Genomic DNA, 18,507 nt, shown 5'->3' on the forward strand with positions numbered 1-18,507 from the left:
TTATCTCCGGGTCGGGTCGAACGTGACAGGCAGCGAGGCCCAACATGCATCGTAGTCGGTTTGCAGTTGCGGGCAGTCCAGGGCGAAACGGCTTGGACGCAGCACCTGGCTGGTCTCGAACATGAACGCCATGGTGTTGTCGATTTTCACCGGCTGCAGTTCAGCATTGATCGCCTTGGTACAGGTCTCGCCGTCCGGGCCATGGGCACTCATGCAGCTGTGCAAGGACGCGCCGCCCGGCAGGAAACCTTCGGCCTTGGCATCGTAGGCACCCTGGATCAGGCCCATGAATTCGTTCATCAGGTTGCGGTGGAACCACGGTGGACGGAAGGTGTTCTCTGCCACCATCCAGCGTGGCGGGAAAATCACGAAATCGAGGTTGGCCAGGCCGTGGACGCTGGTGGGCGAGGTCAACACGGTGAAAATCGACGGGTCTGGGTGATCGAAACTGACCGTGCCGATGGTGTTGAAGCGGCGCAGATCATATTTATACGGCACGTTGTTGCCGTGCCAGGCCACCACGTCGAGGGGCGAATGATCCAGCTCGCAACCCCATAACTCACCGAGGAATTTCTGCACCAGTGAGGTGGGTTGCGCGAGGTTCTCGTAATGGGCGACCGGTGTCAGGAAGTCCCGTGGGTTCGCCAGGCCATTGCTGCCGATGGGCCCGAGATCCGGCAGGCGCAGCGGCGCTCCGTGGTTTTCGGCGAGGTAACCACGGGCCTGCGGGTCGAGCAGTTCAATGCGAAATTTCAGGCCCCGGGGCAGCACGACGATTTCCAGCGGTGCCAGTTCCAGCACGCCCAACTCGGTGGCGATCCGCAGCCGTCCCAGTTGCGGCACGATCAACCATTCACCGTCGGCATTGAAAAATACCCGCTCCATGGAACGGTTGGCGCGGTACTGATAAAGGCTGATGCCGGCCGGTTTGTCCGCACCGGCATTAGCCGCCATGCACACCAGCCCGTCGATGAAATCGGTAGGCTCGGCGGGGATCTCCAGCGGGTTCCAACGCAGGCGATTGGGCGTGACCTCGCCCAATGGGCCACCCGCCAGTTGCCGTTCGAGCTTGGTGAAGGCCGGGTGATTGGCAGACGGTCGGATGCGATACATCCAGGTACGCCGCGCTTCGCTGCGAGCCATGGTGAACGCCGTACCGGAGAACAACTCGGCATAGAGACCGTATGGGACTTTCTGCGGCGAGTTCTGGCCGACGGGCAAGGCGCCGGGCAAGGCTTCGCTGGCAAATTCATTGCCGAAGCCTGATTGGTAAGCCAGGTCCGACGCTGGGGAAACGAGGTTCATGGAGCCTCCAGGAATGCGGCCCGTCACTCAACGGAGTGGTTGAGGCGTACCGGGTTGTTTTTATCGTAATTCAATTACGCATAACGTAATTTGCTCGACAGCGACCGTCAAGCTATAAAGACGCCCATTCGCCTCAGGACCCAGCGCCTCCATGGAAACCCCGCTCAGCAACGGTAAACAGAAAGTCCGCTCGGCCGAAGTCGGCACCGACATCCTCAAGGCCCTGGCCGAACTGTCGCCCTCCACGTCGCTGTCGCGGCTGGCCGAACACGTGCAAATGCCGGCGAGCAAGGTTCATCGGTATCTGCAAGCCTTGATCGCCAGCGGGTTTGCCGAGCAGAACGCCGCCACCAACCACTACGGCCTGGGCCGCGAGGCCCTGCGCGTAGGCCTGGCAGCGCTCAACGGCATGGACGTGCTGCAAGTGGCCGCCCTGCCCCTGGCCGAATTGCGCGACGACTTGAACGAAACCTGCTTCCTGGCGGTGTGGGGCAACCATGGCGCGACCGTGGTGCGCATCGAACCCGCCGTGCGGGCCGTAACCGTGGTAACGCAACTGGGCTCGGTATTGCCACTGCTCAGTTCGTCCACGGGGCTGGTATTCAGCGCTTATCTGCCGGAGCGCGAGACCATCGGCTTGCGCGAACAGGAAGTACAAGGCACCGAGCACCACGCCCTCGCCGACGACCGCGCTTATGCCGTGTTGTGCGAGCAGATTCGCAGTCGCGGCCTGCACCATGTGCATGGCTTGCTGATGCCGGGGGTGGATGCCTTGTCCGCCCCGGTATTCAATGCCGTCGGCCAAGTGACGGCGGTCATGACCATCGTTGGCCCGACCTCGCTGTTCCATGCCGACGAGCACGGCCCGGCGGCGCAACGCCTGCTGGCAGCGACCCAGGCCGTGAGTTGGCGAATGGGCTATGAAGCGAGTTCGGAATCAGCCCAGGAAATCCGGGACAATCTTGATCATTAGATCATTGAGGTGAGCGGGGGCCAGTCGCGGATGGAGATGACGGTCATCCCCACTGAAGGGCACCATGTAAATAGCTTGGTGATCGCCTTTGGAGTGGTAGGGAATCTCATTATTGTCGAAATGGCCCAGTAGATAGTCGACCAGCGGTTCAGAAGAAGACACCACGCGCTCACCTGCGCCATGGGTTACAAAACCGGTGACGTAGACTTTATCCAGATCGACCCCGGACAAGTGCAGTTTCAATGCACCATGAACATCCTCAACGGACAAAGGCTTGATGGAACGCCAAGATAAATCCATTGCAGGTTTTTCAGTCAGTTGGATGACGATATCCGAAACGATTTTTTCGAACGCGATCAAATCCAGCGCACTGACCCGGTCTTCAACGGCAAAAGAATAACGCTTGTTGAACACGTTACTGACGCCTTGTTTGTAGTTGGGCACCCGCTGTTTTTCAACCCAGGCCAACGCTTCATCGAACAGGGTTTCGGACGAACCAACTTCGGGATTCGGAAAGTCTGCCAATGTATTCAGATAATTGCTGAACGGATTGACACCCAGCGCTTCCAAATAGCGCCCCAACAACACCTGCACGGCAAAATCCACACGGGTATTCTTCAGTGCGAGCAGTTTTTCAGAGTAAGAAGAAAACAACTTGGTATTCATAAGACATCCTTGTCATGTCATAGACCGAACTTCCTGTTCGATCCGCAGGCTTAGTTATACATCAGACAAACCCCATACTGTAAAAAGACAAATGTAAGCGTGCGTAAAGACCTTCGGGAGTTGTTTTCAATCTAACCCATCACCCCCATGACTTTAGCCTTCGCAACTGCTTGAGTACGCCGCTGCACCCCCAACTTGCTATGTATGCGACGCGCATGGGTTTTTACCGTGTGCAACGATATGAACAGTTGCTCGGCAATTTGTTGATTGGAATGACCTTGTGCAATCAACTGCAGAACTTCCAGCTCTCGGTGACTGAGTAACGTATCTTCGGCGCCAGCCGTTGATGGTTCGATGGGCGCTGCCGATTGCGTCCAGTGGCCCAGCTCGGGCTGGCGCAAACGCAGCTCGCACAAGGCTTGCTGGGCCCGCCAGCACGTGACTCGCTTGAGCCCTTCTTGCAGGAGTGTCCGGGCCTGGGAGCGATCGCCGGACAACCAGACAACCTCCGTCAACACCAGATGCAGTTCGGTCTCCAGGCTGTGCATTTCACTCTGCTGTGCCCGGGTGATCATGGCTTGCAGGCACGCCTGCGGCTCCTGTGCCCGTTGCAGGTAGACCTCGGCCAGCACCAGCAGGTATTCAAGTCGCGCAATCAATTCCAGCGTCGCGGGAGGTGCGTGCTTGGCCTGCGGCCCACGAAAGTGGCGCAAGACGCGGGTCAAGGCTTCATGGGCCAATTCCGCCCGCCCCTGTTGCAACCAGAACTGACAGCTGGTTTGCAATAACACGCCACGGTAAACGGTGTCGGGGATGTGCCGCTGCTGCATGATCCGCTCGGCATCGCGCAGTTGCATGAAGGCCTCGCCATAATCGCCTTGGTTGGCAGCCAGGCTGGCCTTGCCGAGAAATCCGTAGAGCACCTGTTTGTCCAGGCTGTGCAGGCCTGTTTCCAGACCCGCTTGAAACTGCTCGGCGGCGCGCTCTTCAAACCCCATGCGCAACGCCAGGCGCCCGCGCCGCAGGGCAATACGTCCCAACAACGGGGAAAAGTCCTGGCCTGGTTTATCCAGCAGCGCCTGGACAGCGGCCAGCAGATGATCGGCCCGATGAGGCGCGCCACGTTGTTCCAGGACTTGGGCGTGATCCAGTTCCAGCAATCCTTCGAACACCAGCGAACCCTGTGCGCGCGCCAGGCACAGCGCCTGGCGGTTGATCCGATGCGCGGAAGCCAGTTCGCCTTCAAGCAGCGCCTGCTGCGTCAGCCCACCCAGGCACAGCAAACGTTGGGCCCAGGCCTCGGGGTCCAGGCTGGCCTGGGCCTGGAGAAAGTGCTCGCGCGCCTGTTCGCCATCGCCCGAGAGGTGCAGCAACCAGCCTTGCAAGACCTGCCACCTGGCCAGCAGCTGTCGCTGCCGGCAGGCCGAAGGCTGCGGCATGAACCTGGCCAACTGCTCAATGCATGTCGACGCCTGGTTGAAGCGTCCGGCGAACAACAGCGCAGCGGTGACCAACCCCACCGATTGTGGCGTACAGAGGGTCAGCGCTTCACCTTGTTGATCGTGCAGGCCCAGCAACAGCACCACGTTGCGACGCTGCAAGACGTGCTCGAAGCTCAGATGCTGCAAGAAACTCACGGCAGTCTCGAACTCCTCGGCCAACATGGCTTGCTCGAACGCCATTTGCCAGTCCTGCTCGGCAGCAAACCACTGGCAGGCCCGTCGATGCCAGGAACGCCCCTGCGGCCAGGGCTCTTCACGTACCAGCCGGGCCAGCGCCGGAAAAATCTGCAACCAGTCCGACGTCTGCTCCCATGGTTCGATGAAACATCCCAGGTCCAGTAACAATGGCAGGCATTGCACGCCCACGGTGTCGCCGAACAGATGCTCGCATAGCCGGGCATTGAAGCGCGGTAGATGCGCCAGCACATGCCAGGCCTGCGCCAGGTCTGGAGTCAGCGCGCTGAACAGTTCGTACTCCAGATAGTCGACCAAGGTCCCCGGCCGTCCGGGCGTTGCATGTTTGCGCGCCCAATCGCAACGTTCCAGCAGCGTGATGCGCACCCCGGCACACCAGCCGCCACTACGTTGAATCACCTCGCGGGCAGTGCGGGCAGCCTGGGGGCCGGGCAGATGACGCAGCAATGGCAGGACATCGTCCGGGGTAAAGAACAATGCCTGCGCATCGAACTCGTGCAGTTCGTCATCGAGCAACAGCCGCGGCCAGTTGCATTGGGGACGGCGGCGGCTATTGAGCCACAGGTGCAACGCTGGACTGCTGGTGTTCAACAGACGGTCGAGCAACTGGTCCAGTTCGGGATTCGGCACCCGACAGTAGTCATCCAGGAACAACCACGTAGGTGTCTGCAAACGCGCCAGGTGGGCCAGCAGTCCCGCTTCATCAAGCATCGGCAACCCGAGGGCCTGGGCCAGGCGCTCGCACATTTGCACCGCGCTCAACGCCGCGCCCCCCAATGGCAACCAATGCAACCGACACCCGGCGGGAGCCTGCAGGAAGCACTCGGCGAACAATGCACTCTTGCCACTGCCCGCTGGCGCGCAAAGCAGTTTTACCCGCGCTTCGGACGTCAGCAAAGACTCACTCAGGGACCGCCGCGGCACGTGCGTCGAGGACAGGCGAGGCAACAATCCTGGACGGTCCGGACACGGGGTCATGGCGGTCATGTGGGTGATCCTGTTTATTGTTATTTCACCACCCTAGTCCTGTGTCGCCGAGCTTTGGAGAAGTATTCAGCGCGCTGATTGGCGCTCATAAAGAAACGACCGGCAGGAGCGCTGCCGGTCGTCATGTCGGGTTCAAATCAGACTCGGTCCCGTGGCGAGGGAGCTTGCTCCCGCTGGGTTGCGCAGCAGCCCCAAAACGGTCCACTCAATGCACCTGATACATCGAGCCGTCTGGTTTCAGGGCCGCTGCGCGCCCCAGCGGGAGCAAGCTCCCTCGCCACAGATGCGGTGTCCGTCCGAAGGGTTAGCGAACCCCGGTCGAGCGCAGCGCTGCCGGTGTGTAGTCGGCGGCCCGGGCTTCGAAGCCGTACTCATAGCTGTGTTTCTCTTCGTTCTTCATGCCCAGCGCGATGTAGCGGCCGGCAATGATGTCGTAGAGCGCCTCCAGGGTGTAGCCCGGGTTCTGATGGTCGTAGTAGAACTGGGCATGACCTTCGGCCACCCGCCACAGTTGGCCGCGACCGTCGTAGTGATCCACCAGCGCCGCCTGCCAGCTGTCCTCGTCGATGTACATGTGGCGCTTGGCATAGATGTGCCGCTCGCTCGGCTTGACCGTCCCGACCACTTCCCAGACCCGGTGCAATTCATAGCGAGTCAGGTCCTGATTGATATGGCCGGCCTTGATCACATCGTCGTACTTGAGGCTGGGCGAGTCGAGCTTGTAGCTGTTGTACGGGATGTACATTTCCTTTTTGCCGACCAGCTTCCAGTCGTAGCGATCCGGCGCACCGGAAAACAGGTCGAAGTTGTCGGAGGTGCGCAACCCGTCGGCGGCGGTGCCCGGGCCGTCGTAAGCCACTTGCGGGGCACGACGCACCCGGCGCTGGCCGGCGTTGTAGATCCAGGCCAGGCGTGGCTCCTTCACTTGGTCGAGGGTTTCATGCACCAGCAGTACGTTACCGGCCAGACGTGCCGGGGCAGTGACCTCCTGCTTGAAATAGGTCAGCACGTTGCTGGCCTTTTCCGGGTCGGCGTCCTTGATCAGGAACGGCACGGCGATTTCTTCTTCGAAGCGGATCGGCGTGAAGCTGCCATTGGTCTGCGGCGTCACCTGGGTGATGACCCGGCGCAGGTTGCCGCCGTGATAACGGGTGACGTGGTTCCACAGCACTTCCACGCCGCTCTTGGGAATCGGGAAGGCGTAGTAGCGGTTGCCGGTGAAATTGGCCAGGCCATTGCCGTCGTTGATGGCGTTCACGTTGAGGGCGCTGCGCTTGGCCGACTCGTAGATTTCCGGCGGCAGGCCCACGCTGCGGTGGGTCGGATAGACCGGGATCTTGTAGGTTTCCGGGTAGCGCTTGAACATCGCGACCTGGCCTTCGGACAGCTTGTCCTTGTATTTGTCCACGGTCGCGGCGGTGATGGTGAACAGCGGTTTTTCATTGGCGAACGGGTCGGCCAGAAAGCCCTTGCTGTCCACGGCACCGGCGTTTTTCGGGATGCCGCCGGTCCAGGCCGGAATCGAGCCATCGGCATTGCCGGCTTTTTCCGCGCCCAACGGCGTAAGGCTGGTACCCAGTTTATTCGCTTCATCCGGCGAGACCGCCGCCATCACGTTCGCGGCCAGCAGGCTCAGGGCCAGGGCACCGCATTGCAGGATCATCTTGCGCATTGGGTTTTCCTTGTCAGCCAGATCAGAAGTTCACGCCGAAGCTCAACGCGAGGAAGTCGCGGTCTTCGAGAACGTTGTAATCGCCGCCAAAAAAGTCGGTGTAGCTCAGGCTGGCGGTGTAGGTGTTGCGGTAGTCGGCATCGACACCAACGCTGATGGCCTTGGCGCCTTCGTTGAACAGACCGTTGGGGCCATAGCCGGCCACGTCGTGGGACCAGGACACGTTGGGCTTGAAGTTCACCCCGCCGATCACGTTGGAGTAATCGAGGATGGCCCGGGCGCGATAGCCCCAAGACGTCGAGGTGACGAAACCATCGGTGTCGCCCTGGAAGCCGTATTGGCCGTAGACCGAGTCACGGCCATAACGCAGCTTGTCCTTGGACTCCAGGCCACCGACATGCACGACCGCCGCTTCGCCAACCAGCGTCAGGCGATCAGCCCCCAGCACCTGATCGAAGAAGTGCGTCAGGGTGCTCTGGACCTGGGTCACTTCCTTGCGCCGGTAACCGGTGTTGTCGGCACCCGGCGCGGTCGCGATGGGCGAGGCCGCGCCACCGACAATCGGGTTGAGCAGCGCCAGGGTCAGGTCGTTGGTATTGACCTGCACCGGCGCGTTGGGACGGTAGCTGACTTCCCCGGTCCAGGCGGTACCGGTGGGTAACGTCGTGGAGAAACTGGCACCGTACAGGCGGATGTCTTCCGGGTATTCAAGGTAATACTGACCGCGTCCCAGCATGACGCTTTGCGCCAGGCCGCTGCCGCTGCCTGGGGCCAGAATGTTGGCAATCGAGATCATTCCCGGCAAGGCCGCCAGCGTAGAGGAACCTGCGGTGATGGTGCCAACAGTAGGCGTGCGGCTGTGGTAATTCATGAAGTACAGGCCGTACTCGGTATCATCGCCGAGCCAGCGCAACGCGGTACCCCACTGGCCGGAGTCACGGGCATCGCGGTCGCCACTACGGGGAATGATCACCCCTTCGCTGGACACCTGGATGCCCTGGCCGAATGCCTCGGTCAATGGCACGAACGGCGCAATCGCCGGGCTGCCCACCGTGTAGCCACTGGTGCAACCATCGGCCACCACATCGTTGCCGAAGAACGTGCCGCAGTTATCCACCACGGTCTGGTCCCACTCCAACTGATAGAAGCCTTCGATGGTGAGCTTGTCGGTCAGTCCCTGGGAGGCGAACAGCATGTTCACGGGGATCAGGCCTTCCTTGATCTCCGCACCAGGGCGACGGAACGCGGACACGTCCACCGGGTTGATGCTGTTGATCGAGTTGCCGATGAAGGTACTTTCCCCCCAACTGACCACCTGCTTGCCGGCGCGCACGGTGCCCGGCAAATCGGCGATGGAATAGTTGTGATAGACGAATGCATCGAGAATCTGCGCCCCCGAGGACTTGGCGCCTTCCTTGCGATTGCTGTCGCTGATGTCCTTGAACTCGCGGCCTTCATCCTTGAGTTCGAAGTCATACCAGTACTTGCCACGCACGAACACGCCGGTATCGCCGTACTTGAGTTCGAGGTCGTGCAGGCCTTTGAAGATTTTGGAAAAGGTCTCGCCCTTCTTGAAATTCAGCCGCCCATCATCACCGGTGGACGATTGGCCCCGACCGCCGTTGACCGAGCCAACCAAGTCGTTGTCGGCATCGCGCATGCCCCAGCTTGCGCCCACGGACAACGACGAATCGAACTGACCCTCGATCTCGCCAATGTTGAATGAAACGGCCTGCGCCTGGGCACAGCAACCCAAGGCCACCGCGACGGCCAGCGCCTGCGGCTTGAAGATGGCGCGCATTGTTATTGTTGTCATGCGTCTTCCCCGGTGAGTGACAGAGGCTTCACCCTACTGCCGCACGCCAGGGGCGATAAGCGCACCAAGGAGGTATTCGCGCTGTACCTAAAAAGGATTACAGCCCATGCGGCGCAGGCCTTTGCGCCGTGCATGGATGGACTGGATGATGGGTCATCAGCGCCGCGCATACCCATGCCCAGCCTTCGACTGTTACGCGCCCTGCAACGGTGCATGTCTGAATCCGGGCTGTTTCCCGCGGGGCTCGATGCCTATGCTGGCCGGGCTTTCAGGGCAACGGGCCTGCAAGCACAAGCCTCATGGCATCCCTCATGCCTGGCACACCGTCTTCGGATGGATTGGCGTATCGGTCCATCATCCCGTGTTTACCGACGTTGGTTTGTAGCTCCTTTGCAACGTCACGCTTAGGCCGCTGCTTTTTGCAGCGGCCTTTTTTATGTGCGCCTATTTCCGAGTTAAAACTTCTTGTTTCCTACGTTGTTGTCGGAAAGGCTCACCTGCCTGTTTTAAGAGAACGAACTTATAGTTTCCTTGGTCGCCCAGGATGGGTGACTACGCAAATAGCCATGAACGACTGCACGTATTGAATCACGGCATGGCTATTCAGATTCGATTCGAAAGGAACTCGATATGCAGCAAGAAAAAAATCTACTTGTAAATAGAGGTATACCTCGCACGCCTTCGTCACCTGACGGGTTTGGGTTTAACGCAAGGCGCGTGTCAGGCCCAGACCACTCTGATCGTGCATACGATGCCGTTGATTATGCTCTTGATTGGCTAGATGAAAGCAACACTTCTACCGAAGAGCTCTTCAAAGAAAATGTCAGGAATATCACTCATATAACCAACGCCGAACTCGCCAAAACAAGAGCAGCCGTTGCTGCGGTGGTCCCTCGTGGAACCGATGCAGCCGAAATTGAATTACGAACACTCAAGCTACAACTGTTCAAAGCGAGAAAAGATCATCAAGAACACATAGCGATAGCCAATCTTTATTATGGTCATGATCCACTGACTCACAAAACTCAAGACGCTCGTTATAAGGGGTTCGAGCTCATTGGCCGTCGTGGAGGTGAAAGGGCTTACTACAACGCAATTTCCAAGTGGAATGTTTCTTATGCTGCGGCGTACGAGGCAAAATTCCTGGCTGAGCAGATCAAGCTATTGGATGCTCGCTTAACCGCACACAACAAAGCCATTGCCCAGGCAAACGCAAAAGCAGCCGCGGAGGCTCGGGCAAAGGCTCAAGCTGAAGCCAAACGCGTGGCTCAGGAACAGGCGCGCAAGGCCGCCGAAGCCGAGGCTAAACGCGCGGCTGAAGAACAAGCACGGATTGCACGGATTGCCGCAACAGTAGCTGCTAAACAAGCCCACGATGCCGCCATGGCCTTATGGGAGGCCGAAAGGTGGGCCGCTGCTGAAGAACTGGAGGCGGAGGAAGCGAGGCGTCAGGCAGAAGTCAAAAAGGCACGTCAACCAGCCCGGGCTACCCGTACATTTCCAGTATCGGGCTCCGCCGCAGCCGCCGGCCCAGTATTTACAATCGCAGGTGGGACCTTCGCCCCCAACCGGGTGACCGCCTCGGGCATCACGGATGAGTTACGCACCGCGGTTTCGGCGATCCTAAAAACAGTTACCGCAACGGCATTACCCACTGTTGCATGGTTTGCGTCACTGATTGACCCGTCGGAGCTGGGCAACGAAGAACGCTACGCCCTGAGTGTTCCGCTGTCAGAACTAGCTCCAGCCAACACCGATGATTTGCTGGCAGTCGCAACATCGAAGGGAGAGGTCAATCTCCCGGTGGTGCTGGGTTCCATGACCACCGACGACGAGATGATGTTCGTCGTCGCGAGTGCCGACGGAACATCGGTGCCCTCCAGCGTGCCGGTCAGGCTTGCAACACTCGACCCTCACAGCAACGTCTACAAATCCTACAGTCCAGATGGCTCATCCACCTTGATGACCTGGACGCCTATCGTAAAAGAGACGGATGCATCCACGACACTGCCATCGATCGTGCCGAAGATCGACCTCTATGAGGGCGGAACCCCCTGGGCCATAACCAGAGGGGTCGATAAGGATCCGGAGCTGGAGGATTACGATTTTGGTAGTGGGTTCGTCACGGTGTTCCCGGTTGAGTCGGGTATTCCGCCCATCTATACCGTCTTTAACAACTCTTCTGAATGGGCTTCCACGGAAGAGGCACGCAAGGCAGCCGAAGCCGAGATCCTAGGCGTAGCCCAGGCACAAGCACTGGAACAAGTCCTGGCGGGCCGCGCCTATCCTATACCGGGCGCGGCGGCCGCAGCCGGTCCGGTGTTCACGCTTGTCGGCAGTAGCCTGGCCATAAGTTCGGAAGCGACCTTGGCCATCCAGGCCGCGCTACGAGCCGCAGTCGCCATGGCTGTCGAATCGCTTACCGCAGTGGCAGCGCCGACCTTGGCGGGTTTTGCGGCGCTGCTCTATTCACCCAAGCTGGCAAACGGTGAATTACCCGAGCGATATGCGTTCAGCACGCCACTCTCGGAGCTCGCACCGACACATCACCACGACTTGCATGCAATCGCGGCGGCCGACGGATTCGTTGACTTGCCGGTACGCCTCACTTCTCAAGCAACCGTGGATGGTCAATCCGAAATCCTCGTGATCAACACCGACGGTGTAACCCACCCGTCAAAAACCAGAGTGGTGCCGGTTACCTATAACGCACAACAGAACCTCTACATCGCTACAACTGAACAAACCCCACCCAGAACCTTGACGTGGACGCCGGTCGTTCAACCCGGAAACAGCTCCACGGCCCTTCCCGCCGAGCCGCCCGCCCCGCCTGTTTATACAGGCGCATCGGTAACGCCCATAGAGGGAAGGATCGATCCGTTTCCCGAAATAACCGCAAACAGCTTCGATGATTATGTTTTCGTTTTCCCAATCGACTCAGGCCTGCCGCCTCTGTACGTCATGTTCAGGGATCGACGGGAAGACCCTGGGGTTGCGCTGGGAATGGGGGCTCCGGTTTCAGGCGTGTGGACGGATGCAGCATCGAAAGGTGAAGGGGCACCCATTCCGTCGCAGATTGCGGATCAGTTGAGGGGAAAGGAGTTTAGGCGTTTCAGGAAGTTTCGGGAGGCTTTTTGGAAAGCCGTCGCTGGCGATCCTATACTTTCGCAACAATTTAATTCACGTAATCTAGTAGAAATGAAAAAAGGTCGTTCTGCCTATACCAAGGAGACTGAACAGATTGGCGCACGAACCAAATATGAGCTTCACCATAAACAATACATTTCTTTAAATGGTGGAGTTTACGACATTGACAATATCACTCTCGCCACCCCTAAAAGACATATTGAAATTCATAGAGAGCACAAACAATGAAGAAATCGATAACCGAAATAACTGAAAAAGAATTTCTCGCCTTCATAATAAAAATTTCAGAAGGAAATTTTCCTTCTGAAAAAGCACATAACAACGCAGTCTTGGATTTCAAGCGTATCTCAGAGCACCCCGCAGGATCAGATCTTCTATTTTATCCAGAGCCTGGCAAGGAAAGCTCTGAGGCGATAGTCGACGAGATAAAAAACTGGCGTGCAGCCAACGGTAAACCAGGCTTCAAGCAACCCTGACGCTCCAGATATTTGAACGCCCCTTGCTGCTGAATAATCGGCAGCAGGGGTCTCTCGACTCCGGCGTCATGATGTACCGAACCCAGCAGCATTTTGACCATCCACTCCTCATCGGTAAGAAGCAATGCACCTCCTATATCCTAGCGACCCATTTTATAAAAAACGTCCTGACGAGCAGTACGCTGAAGAGTACGAAGCGGTAATGACTGCGGGACTGAGGACTGTGCTGTTCTCTTTTGAAGATTTCGAAGCGGGCCTTTTCAAGACTTCTGCGTCCCTCACGCCCGGAGACTCGATTTTGTACCGCGGGTGGATGCTGACACCCGACGCTTATGCTGCTTTGGTTAACCAACTGCGTGAAAAAGGCGTCATTGAAGTCACCAACGCCACGCAATACCAACATTGTCATCACTTGCCACAGTGGTATCCGTTGTTGGCTGCCTGTACGAGCGAAACGGTGGTGCTGGACAGCGATGCAAACTTCGCTCAGGCACTTGAGGACCTGCAATGGCCAGGCTATTTCATCAAGGACTACGTAAAGTCACTTAACACCGGTGGTGGCAGCCTGGTGGACACTCCCGAAGGCATAGCGCCGCTTGTTGAAGAGATGCGCCAATATCGGGGACAGATTGAGGGCGGTATCTGCGTCAGACGACGAGAGGAATACCTTGAAGAAACCGAGCGTCGTTATTTTGTACTCCAAGGGCAGGCCTACGGCGTCACCGATGAGATTCCTGAGTTGGTGACCGAGTGCGCACGGCTGATCGACAGTCCTTTTTTTTCGGTCGACGTAGTACTCAGGTCAGACGGTGTGCTGCGAGTGGTCGAGCTCGGTGACGGGCAGGTATCAGACCGCAAGGAGTGGCCCGCCGCGCGCTTTGCCTGGATGTTGAGCCGTGCGGAATAGGTCTGTGCCCTTTCGAGCCCGTCGCGACGGCCCGCGTGAACAAGTATTGTCCATGAGTACGCTTGCCGCGCCTGGCGGCAACCGGCCCGGGCGGTGATATTTAGATAGCGTAGCGCTGCAAGTTCGCCATCATTTCTTTCAAGGCTTCCAGATTGTCATTCGGGTGCACCGCATGCTCGAAGTCGCAGATCTGCTGCCAATGGGCGGCGACGTCTTCGGGCGAAAACCCTTTGCGCGGATCAAAGCCCGCCCCCAGGCTGCGTTCCCAGCGCACCTTGCCCATCCAGCCGCCGCCCACTTCGAACAGGCCGGAGGTTTCCTGGCAGGTTTCACTGGCCAGGTACACCACCAGCGGGCTGACGAGTTCAGGTTTGAGTTGCTCGAATACCTGCGGCGGGATCAGGCCTTCGGTCATGCGCGTGCCGCCGGTGGGGGCGATGGCGTTGACCAGGATATTGTTCTTGCGCCCCTCGATGGCCAGGGTGCGGGTCAGGCCATACAGGCCAAGCTTGGCCATGCCGTAGTTGGATTGGCCGAAGTTGCCGTAGATGCCGGACGTGGACGCGGTGAAGATCACCCGTCCATAATTCTGTTCACGCAGGTGCGGCCATGCGGCGCGGGTGACTTTGTAGGCGCCTTCGACATGGACGCGGTAGACCAGGTCCCAATCGGCGTCGTCCATTTTGTGAAAGGTCTTGTCCCGCAGGATCCCGGCGTTGTTGACCACCACATCAACCCGGCCGAACGCGTCGAGGGCATTTTGTACCAGCTTGTCGCCATCGGTCACCGAGTCGTGGTTGGCCTCGGCGATGCCGCCCGCCTCGCGGATTTCGGCGACCACCCGGTCTGCTGCCGAGGCATTGGCCCCTTCCCCTTGAGCCGAGCCGCCAAGGTCGTTGACCAGCACTTTTGCGCCTTGTTTGGCGAACAGCAGCGCATGGGCGCGGCCCAGGCCCCCGCCAGCTCCCGTGACGATCACGACTTTATCTTCGAAGCGCACAGACTCACTCATGGCAGAACTCCAGCAGGCGGACAGGACAATGGGCACGAGTGTCCGGCACAAGTCGACCGGTCACAATCAACACGGTTGCAAGTGAATGGTGGGCGATAAGGTGAGGGGATGATGCGGGCCCAAGCCACAGCGGCCTATTCGATTTTCCTGCTGGCAGAGGCACCGCTATCGCGAGCAGGCTCGCGATAGCGGTCTTTCAATCAGAATAGATGCTGGATGTGCTGACGCGTTCGCGAGCAAGCTCGCTCCCACAAGGTATCGTCATGAACAGGCCATTTTTCTGTGCGGCGCGGCGATGGCTTCGCGAAACGCCAGGTAATGCTTGAGCACCTGCACCGGCGCCTCGGTGTGCGGGTAATGACCAATGTCGGGCAACAACACTGTGTCCGGGCTCGGGATCAGGGCCTCGTAGCGCGCCACCATGTGTTCTCCGGAAATCGGGTCGACCGCGCCGTCAATCACCCGCAACGGCACGTCGCCGCGCTGCATCGCCTGCACCCAGCGATCCCGCTGCACACGGCGTTCGGGAATATAGGCAATGAGCTTGTGCATGATCCGCGGACCACGATGGGCTTCTACCAGACTCCAGAAATCATCCAGCTCGCTTTCAGTGGGGGTGGTCCGGGGGCCGAAAATCTGCCGAAAGCTGCTGACCAGGCTTTCCCGGGAGAACGCCCGCCCCAGCAGCCACCCCAGGGGGCTGAGCAAAAGTTTCTGGGCCCAGACTGGGCGGTGAGTTTCCGGGAACAGGCCGCCATTGAGAAAGACGCAACTGGCGAGATGGATGCGCGCTTCGTAATGCCGCGCCAGCAGTTCCTGGGCCACGCTATCACCGTAATCGTGGGCCAACACATGCAGCGCGCCCCTCACATTCAGGTGCGCGAGCAGGGCCTGTTGCAGATCGGCTTGCTCCAGCAGGCTGTAGACGTGATCCGTCGGTTTGGCGGAGTCGCCGAAACCGAGCATGTCACACGCGATCACCCGGTAACGTTGCGCCAACGGTTGCCACAGGTAATGCCAATCCCAACTGGCTGTGGGGAACCCGTGGATCAGCAGCAGCGGCTCGCCCTGCCCGGCCACCCAGTAACGGATGGCATGACCTCGGAACATGAAGATCTGGCTGCGCTGGCGCCAGATACGCAGGGGAATCTGGGCCAGGGGCATCAGCTTCGATACCCGGCGTCTTGTTGATCGAGCTTGCGTAACAACGCCGGCCAGGCCAACGCGCCGCCCATGCCCTGGGCGCTTTTGGTCACCCCGGCGATCATCGCCCGGGCGCCAGCCAGGATCTGCGGCTCGATGGCAATCAGCTCGGCCCCGCCGCTCTGCGCCAGGACCTGGATGTCACAGGCCCGCTGAAAGGTGAACATCATCAGGAAGGTATCGGCGATGGTACCGCCGCAGGTCAGCAAGCCATGGTTGTGCAGCATCAGGAAGTTGCTCTCGCCCAGGTCCGCCTGCAGGCGAGCCTTTTCTTCGTGATTCAAGGCCACACCTTCGTAGGCGTGATAGGCCAGGCTCGACAGCACGAACAGCGATTGCTGGCTGATCGGCAGCACCCCCTGTTTCTGGGCCGATACCGCCACGCCAGCAGCGGTGTGGGTGTGCAGCACACAGGCCACATCATGGCGTACCTCATGCACCGCGCTGTGGATGGTGTAGCCGGCCGGGTTGATCTCGTAGGGGCTGTCCATCAACTTGTTGCCGGCCTGATCGACCTTGACCAGGCTCGAGGCGGTGATTTCATGGAACATCATCCCGAACGGGTTGATCAGGAAATCCTCGGTACCGGGAACCTTTGCGGAAATATGGGTGAAGATCAGGTCATCCCAACCGTGCAGCGCAACAAGCCGATAACAGGCGGCAAGGTCCACCCGGGTTTGCCATTCGGCCGCACTGACCTGATCTTTGATGCTGAGTGTCGTTTGGACGGGCGCTACGCTCACGGCTCTGACCTCTGGTTTCTTGTTATATGTTTCGATCGAAACGTCGTACGCAAGAAAATCAGTCTAGTCAGCTCTTTCAGAGGCGGTAGTTGCGTTCGCAGCCAGCTTACTGGCCGAACGAGTCAGCGCATCCGCTTCAAGGGCGCAACGTGTCAATCAACTCAGCAAGCCATGGCTCGGCGTCGGTTTCCGGCGTGACGCTCTCGCTGGCATCCAGACGCAGCATCGGCAGCACCTCACGTACGCCCAATTCGACGAACAGCTCGCACATCTGCTCGCCACCGGCGCAGAAGGTATCCCCGTAGCTGGCGTCGCCCAGGCCGATCACCGCGCCAGGCAAACCGCGAAAGAACCCGGGCAACTGGTCGCGGATGACCGAATACAACGGCATCAAATTGTCCGGCAACTCACCCATGCCGGTCGTGGAAGTCACTGCCAGCACGGCCTGCGGTGCGAATGCCTGCACATCCGCCAGGGTCGCACGAGGGTCGTGCCAGGATTCAAAGCCTGCCTCGCGAAGCAGTTTGGCGGCGTGCCGGGCGACTTCTTCGGCGGTGCCATACACTGAGCCGGAAAGAATGGCGACTTTCATCGATCTGATCCTGAACCTGAAAAAAGAGCCAGGATAGTAACAGTTGCACCTGTCAGGCTGCGAATGGCTCTCAACGGCCCTAATGGCCAGTGGACAGCCTATCGATTTCTTTTAGAATGCTGCTTCTACAAGGATGTTCAAAGGGTTCTCCCCATGATCAACGCTCAACTGATGCAACTGGTCATCAATGCTTCGAACGATGGGATTGTCATCGCCGAAAAAGAAGGTGAAGACAATATCCTGATCTACGTGAACCCGGCCTTCGAACGATTGACCGGTTATCACCGCGACGAAATCCTCTATCAGGATTGCCGGTTCCTGCAATCGGGTGATCGGGACCAGCCCTCGCTGGAGCCCATTCGCAAAGCCTTGAAAGAGGGCGGTACCTGTCGTGAGGTGCTGCGTAACTACCGCAAGGACGGCACGCCGTTCTGGAATGAGTTGTCACTGTCCACGGTAAAAAACCAGGCTGACGGGCATACCTACTTCGTGGGTGTGCAAAAAGACGTCACGACCCAGGTCAAGGCTCAACAACGCGTCGCCCAGCTGGAAAAGGAACTGGCCGAAGCGCGGCAGACAATTGCCCGACTCGAAGCGACGGACGGTTCAAACAAAACCACGAATTAATGGTCAGTCACTACAATCACCAGTGAACACGTAAATTATCATTTCGAGCAGATCATGCAGCGCGATGCCCTCCTGACGCAGGATGAACTGGATTTCATCCGGACCATGCAACACAACCCGCAGTTGAACGAGCGGGATGTCACGTCGAGCTTGCTGGTAAACGGTGGGTCGCAGATCCGTGACTTGCTGACACGTCTGGCGGCAAATGAGCAGGTTACGTTGCAAGCCAATTTCGAAAACCAACAAATGACCTTTCCGCTGCATCTGGTGGAAGACGAATTCCATGCGATGCACCTGCGCTTGGGTGTGCCAAGCATCTACGAGGACGGACCGAAGATTCGCCCATGGCGCCTGGCGCTCGAAGAGCCGGTGGCGCTGGAAAACATCAAGGGTCAGCCGGGACCGCTGTGGGTCCACGAAGTCTCCTGCAAGGGCGTACTGCTGGAAAACCGCAGTCGGACCAAACCGCCGAAGCAGTTTGCCTTGTGGTTCAGCCCATCAGGCTACGAGAGAATTTCGCTGCGAGGCAACTTCGAACGGGAAACCGATCGCGGCCTGTTTGCCTACCACCTGAGCCAGAATGACCAGGACGAGACCGAGCGCTTGCGCCAGTACATCCTGCAGCAACATCGCCTGACCCATCCGACCATGCACCTCTAGTATCCTGTTTCGCAAACACGTTTC

The 18,507-nt window shown here is 58.8% G+C and carries 15 protein-coding genes; 6 read left to right on the top strand and 9 right to left on the bottom strand.

All coding sequences use genetic code 11. The features are described 5' to 3' along the window. Positions 1–1,305, bottom strand: a complete 1,305-nt coding sequence (gene hmgA / locus BM300_RS11105; protein ID WP_092149400.1) for a homogentisate 1,2-dioxygenase — start codon at positions 1,303–1,305, stop codon at positions 1–3. 151 nt (positions 1,306–1,456) lie between these two features. Here hmgA and BM300_RS11110 point away from each other — a divergent pair, with 151 nt between their 5' ends. Beyond that, positions 1,457–2,278, top strand: coding sequence for an IclR family transcriptional regulator (locus BM300_RS11110; protein WP_092149397.1), 822 nt, complete (start codon positions 1,457–1,459; stop codon positions 2,276–2,278). Here BM300_RS11110 and BM300_RS11115 read toward each other — a convergent pair. The 4 genes from BM300_RS11115 to BM300_RS11130 form a co-directional block, all read right to left on the bottom strand. Further along, a complete protein-coding gene (locus BM300_RS11115; protein WP_092462877.1) occupies positions 2,243–2,944 on the bottom strand; it encodes a hypothetical protein in 702 nt (233 codons plus the stop codon). The genes BM300_RS11110 and BM300_RS11115 overlap by 36 nt on opposite strands. Positions 2,945–3,075: 131 nt before the next feature. Further along, entirely contained in the window at positions 3,076–5,628 is a 2,553-nt protein-coding gene (locus tag BM300_RS11120) for a LuxR C-terminal-related transcriptional regulator (protein ID WP_092462879.1), read from the bottom strand. A 304-nt stretch (positions 5,629–5,932) separates the two neighbouring features. Then, entirely contained in the window at positions 5,933–7,300 is a 1,368-nt protein-coding gene (locus tag BM300_RS11125) for a DUF1329 domain-containing protein (RefSeq protein ID WP_063324435.1), read from the bottom strand. 22 nt (positions 7,301–7,322) lie between these two features. Continuing rightward, on the bottom strand, positions 7,323–9,116 hold the full coding sequence (locus BM300_RS11130; protein WP_092462881.1) for a DUF1302 domain-containing protein: 1,794 nt from the start codon (positions 9,114–9,116) through the stop codon (positions 7,323–7,325). 630 nt (positions 9,117–9,746) lie between these two features. Between BM300_RS11130 and BM300_RS11135 the strand changes: the two genes are divergently transcribed. The 3 genes from BM300_RS11135 to BM300_RS11145 all read left to right on the top strand — a co-directional run bounded on the left by BM300_RS11135 (position 9,747) and on the right by BM300_RS11145 (position 13,646). Beyond that, positions 9,747–12,491, top strand: coding sequence for an S-type pyocin domain-containing protein (locus tag BM300_RS11135; RefSeq protein ID WP_092149385.1), 2,745 nt, complete (start codon positions 9,747–9,749; stop codon positions 12,489–12,491). Next, the gene (locus BM300_RS11140; RefSeq protein WP_092149382.1) at positions 12,488–12,739 is read left to right on the top strand and encodes a bacteriocin immunity protein; all 252 of its coding nucleotides are present in this window, start codon (positions 12,488–12,490) and stop codon (positions 12,737–12,739) included. Before BM300_RS11135 ends, BM300_RS11140 begins: the two co-directional genes overlap by 4 nt. Before the next feature lie 124 nt (positions 12,740–12,863). After that, complete coding sequence (locus BM300_RS11145; RefSeq protein ID WP_092462882.1) at positions 12,864–13,646, top strand: ATP-grasp domain-containing protein; 783 nt, start codon at positions 12,864–12,866, stop codon at positions 13,644–13,646. A 100-nt stretch (positions 13,647–13,746) separates the two neighbouring features. Here BM300_RS11145 and BM300_RS11150 read toward each other — a convergent pair whose 3' ends face one another. The 4 genes from BM300_RS11150 to BM300_RS11165 form a co-directional block, all read right to left on the bottom strand. Continuing rightward, the gene (locus tag BM300_RS11150) at positions 13,747–14,658 is read right to left on the bottom strand and encodes an SDR family oxidoreductase (RefSeq protein ID WP_092462884.1); all 912 of its coding nucleotides are present in this window, start codon (positions 14,656–14,658) and stop codon (positions 13,747–13,749) included. Positions 14,659–14,919: 261 nt separating this feature from the next. Next, the gene (locus BM300_RS11155; protein ID WP_092462885.1) at positions 14,920–15,822 is read right to left on the bottom strand and encodes an alpha/beta fold hydrolase; all 903 of its coding nucleotides are present in this window, start codon (positions 15,820–15,822) and stop codon (positions 14,920–14,922) included. Next, positions 15,822–16,604, bottom strand: a complete 783-nt coding sequence (locus BM300_RS11160; RefSeq protein WP_063324430.1) for a class II aldolase/adducin family protein — start codon at positions 16,602–16,604, stop codon at positions 15,822–15,824. The genes BM300_RS11155 and BM300_RS11160 overlap by 1 nt, the downstream gene beginning before the upstream one ends. Before the next feature lie 136 nt (positions 16,605–16,740). After that, a complete protein-coding gene (locus BM300_RS11165) occupies positions 16,741–17,196 on the bottom strand; it encodes a flavodoxin (RefSeq protein WP_063324429.1) in 456 nt (151 codons plus the stop codon). A 153-nt stretch (positions 17,197–17,349) separates the two neighbouring features. Here BM300_RS11165 and BM300_RS11170 point away from each other — a divergent pair, with 153 nt between their 5' ends. Further along, positions 17,350–17,823, top strand: a complete 474-nt coding sequence (locus tag BM300_RS11170; protein ID WP_063324428.1) for a PAS domain-containing protein — start codon at positions 17,350–17,352, stop codon at positions 17,821–17,823. Between the two features lie 54 nt (positions 17,824–17,877). Beyond that, a complete protein-coding gene (locus tag BM300_RS11175) occupies positions 17,878–18,483 on the top strand; it encodes a hypothetical protein (protein ID WP_092462887.1) in 606 nt (201 codons plus the stop codon). Positions 18,484–18,507 lie beyond the last annotated feature (24 nt).

The sequence above is a fragment of the Pseudomonas sp. NFACC46-3 genome, from assembly GCF_900114515.1.
Classification (GTDB): Bacteria; Pseudomonadota; Gammaproteobacteria; order Pseudomonadales; family Pseudomonadaceae; genus Aquipseudomonas; species Aquipseudomonas fluorescens_Q.

What these genes read in the sequence shown, in the direction of transcription:
- BM300_RS11155 (WP_092462885.1), bottom strand. Translation starts at nt 15,822, where the DNA reads ATGCCCCTGGCCCAGATTCCCCTGCGTATCTGGCGCCAGCGCAGCCAG.
- BM300_RS11125 (WP_063324435.1), bottom strand. Translation starts at nt 7,300, where the DNA reads ATGCGCAAGATGATCCTGCAATGCGGTGCCCTGGCCCTGAGCCTGCTG.
- BM300_RS11120 (WP_092462879.1), bottom strand. Translation starts at nt 5,628, where the DNA reads ATGACCGCCATGACCCCGTGTCCGGACCGTCCAGGATTGTTGCCTCGC.
- BM300_RS11145 (WP_092462882.1), top strand. Translation starts at nt 12,864, where the DNA reads ATGCACCTCCTATATCCTAGCGACCCATTTTATAAAAAACGTCCTGAC.
- BM300_RS11140 (WP_092149382.1), top strand. Translation starts at nt 12,488, where the DNA reads ATGAAGAAATCGATAACCGAAATAACTGAAAAAGAATTTCTCGCCTTC.
- BM300_RS11170 (WP_063324428.1), top strand. Translation starts at nt 17,350, where the DNA reads ATGATCAACGCTCAACTGATGCAACTGGTCATCAATGCTTCGAACGAT.
- BM300_RS11150 (WP_092462884.1), bottom strand. Translation starts at nt 14,658, where the DNA reads ATGAGTGAGTCTGTGCGCTTCGAAGATAAAGTCGTGATCGTCACGGGA.
- BM300_RS11115 (WP_092462877.1), bottom strand. Translation starts at nt 2,944, where the DNA reads ATGAATACCAAGTTGTTTTCTTCTTACTCTGAAAAACTGCTCGCACTG.
- BM300_RS11165 (WP_063324429.1), bottom strand. Translation starts at nt 17,196, where the DNA reads ATGAAAGTCGCCATTCTTTCCGGCTCAGTGTATGGCACCGCCGAAGAA.
- BM300_RS11110 (WP_092149397.1), top strand. Translation starts at nt 1,457, where the DNA reads ATGGAAACCCCGCTCAGCAACGGTAAACAGAAAGTCCGCTCGGCCGAA.
- hmgA (WP_092149400.1), bottom strand. Translation starts at nt 1,305, where the DNA reads ATGAACCTCGTTTCCCCAGCGTCGGACCTGGCTTACCAATCAGGCTTC.
- BM300_RS11130 (WP_092462881.1), bottom strand. Translation starts at nt 9,116, where the DNA reads ATGACAACAATAACAATGCGCGCCATCTTCAAGCCGCAGGCGCTGGCC.
- BM300_RS11175 (WP_092462887.1), top strand. Translation starts at nt 17,878, where the DNA reads ATGCAGCGCGATGCCCTCCTGACGCAGGATGAACTGGATTTCATCCGG.
- BM300_RS11135 (WP_092149385.1), top strand. Translation starts at nt 9,747, where the DNA reads ATGCAGCAAGAAAAAAATCTACTTGTAAATAGAGGTATACCTCGCACG.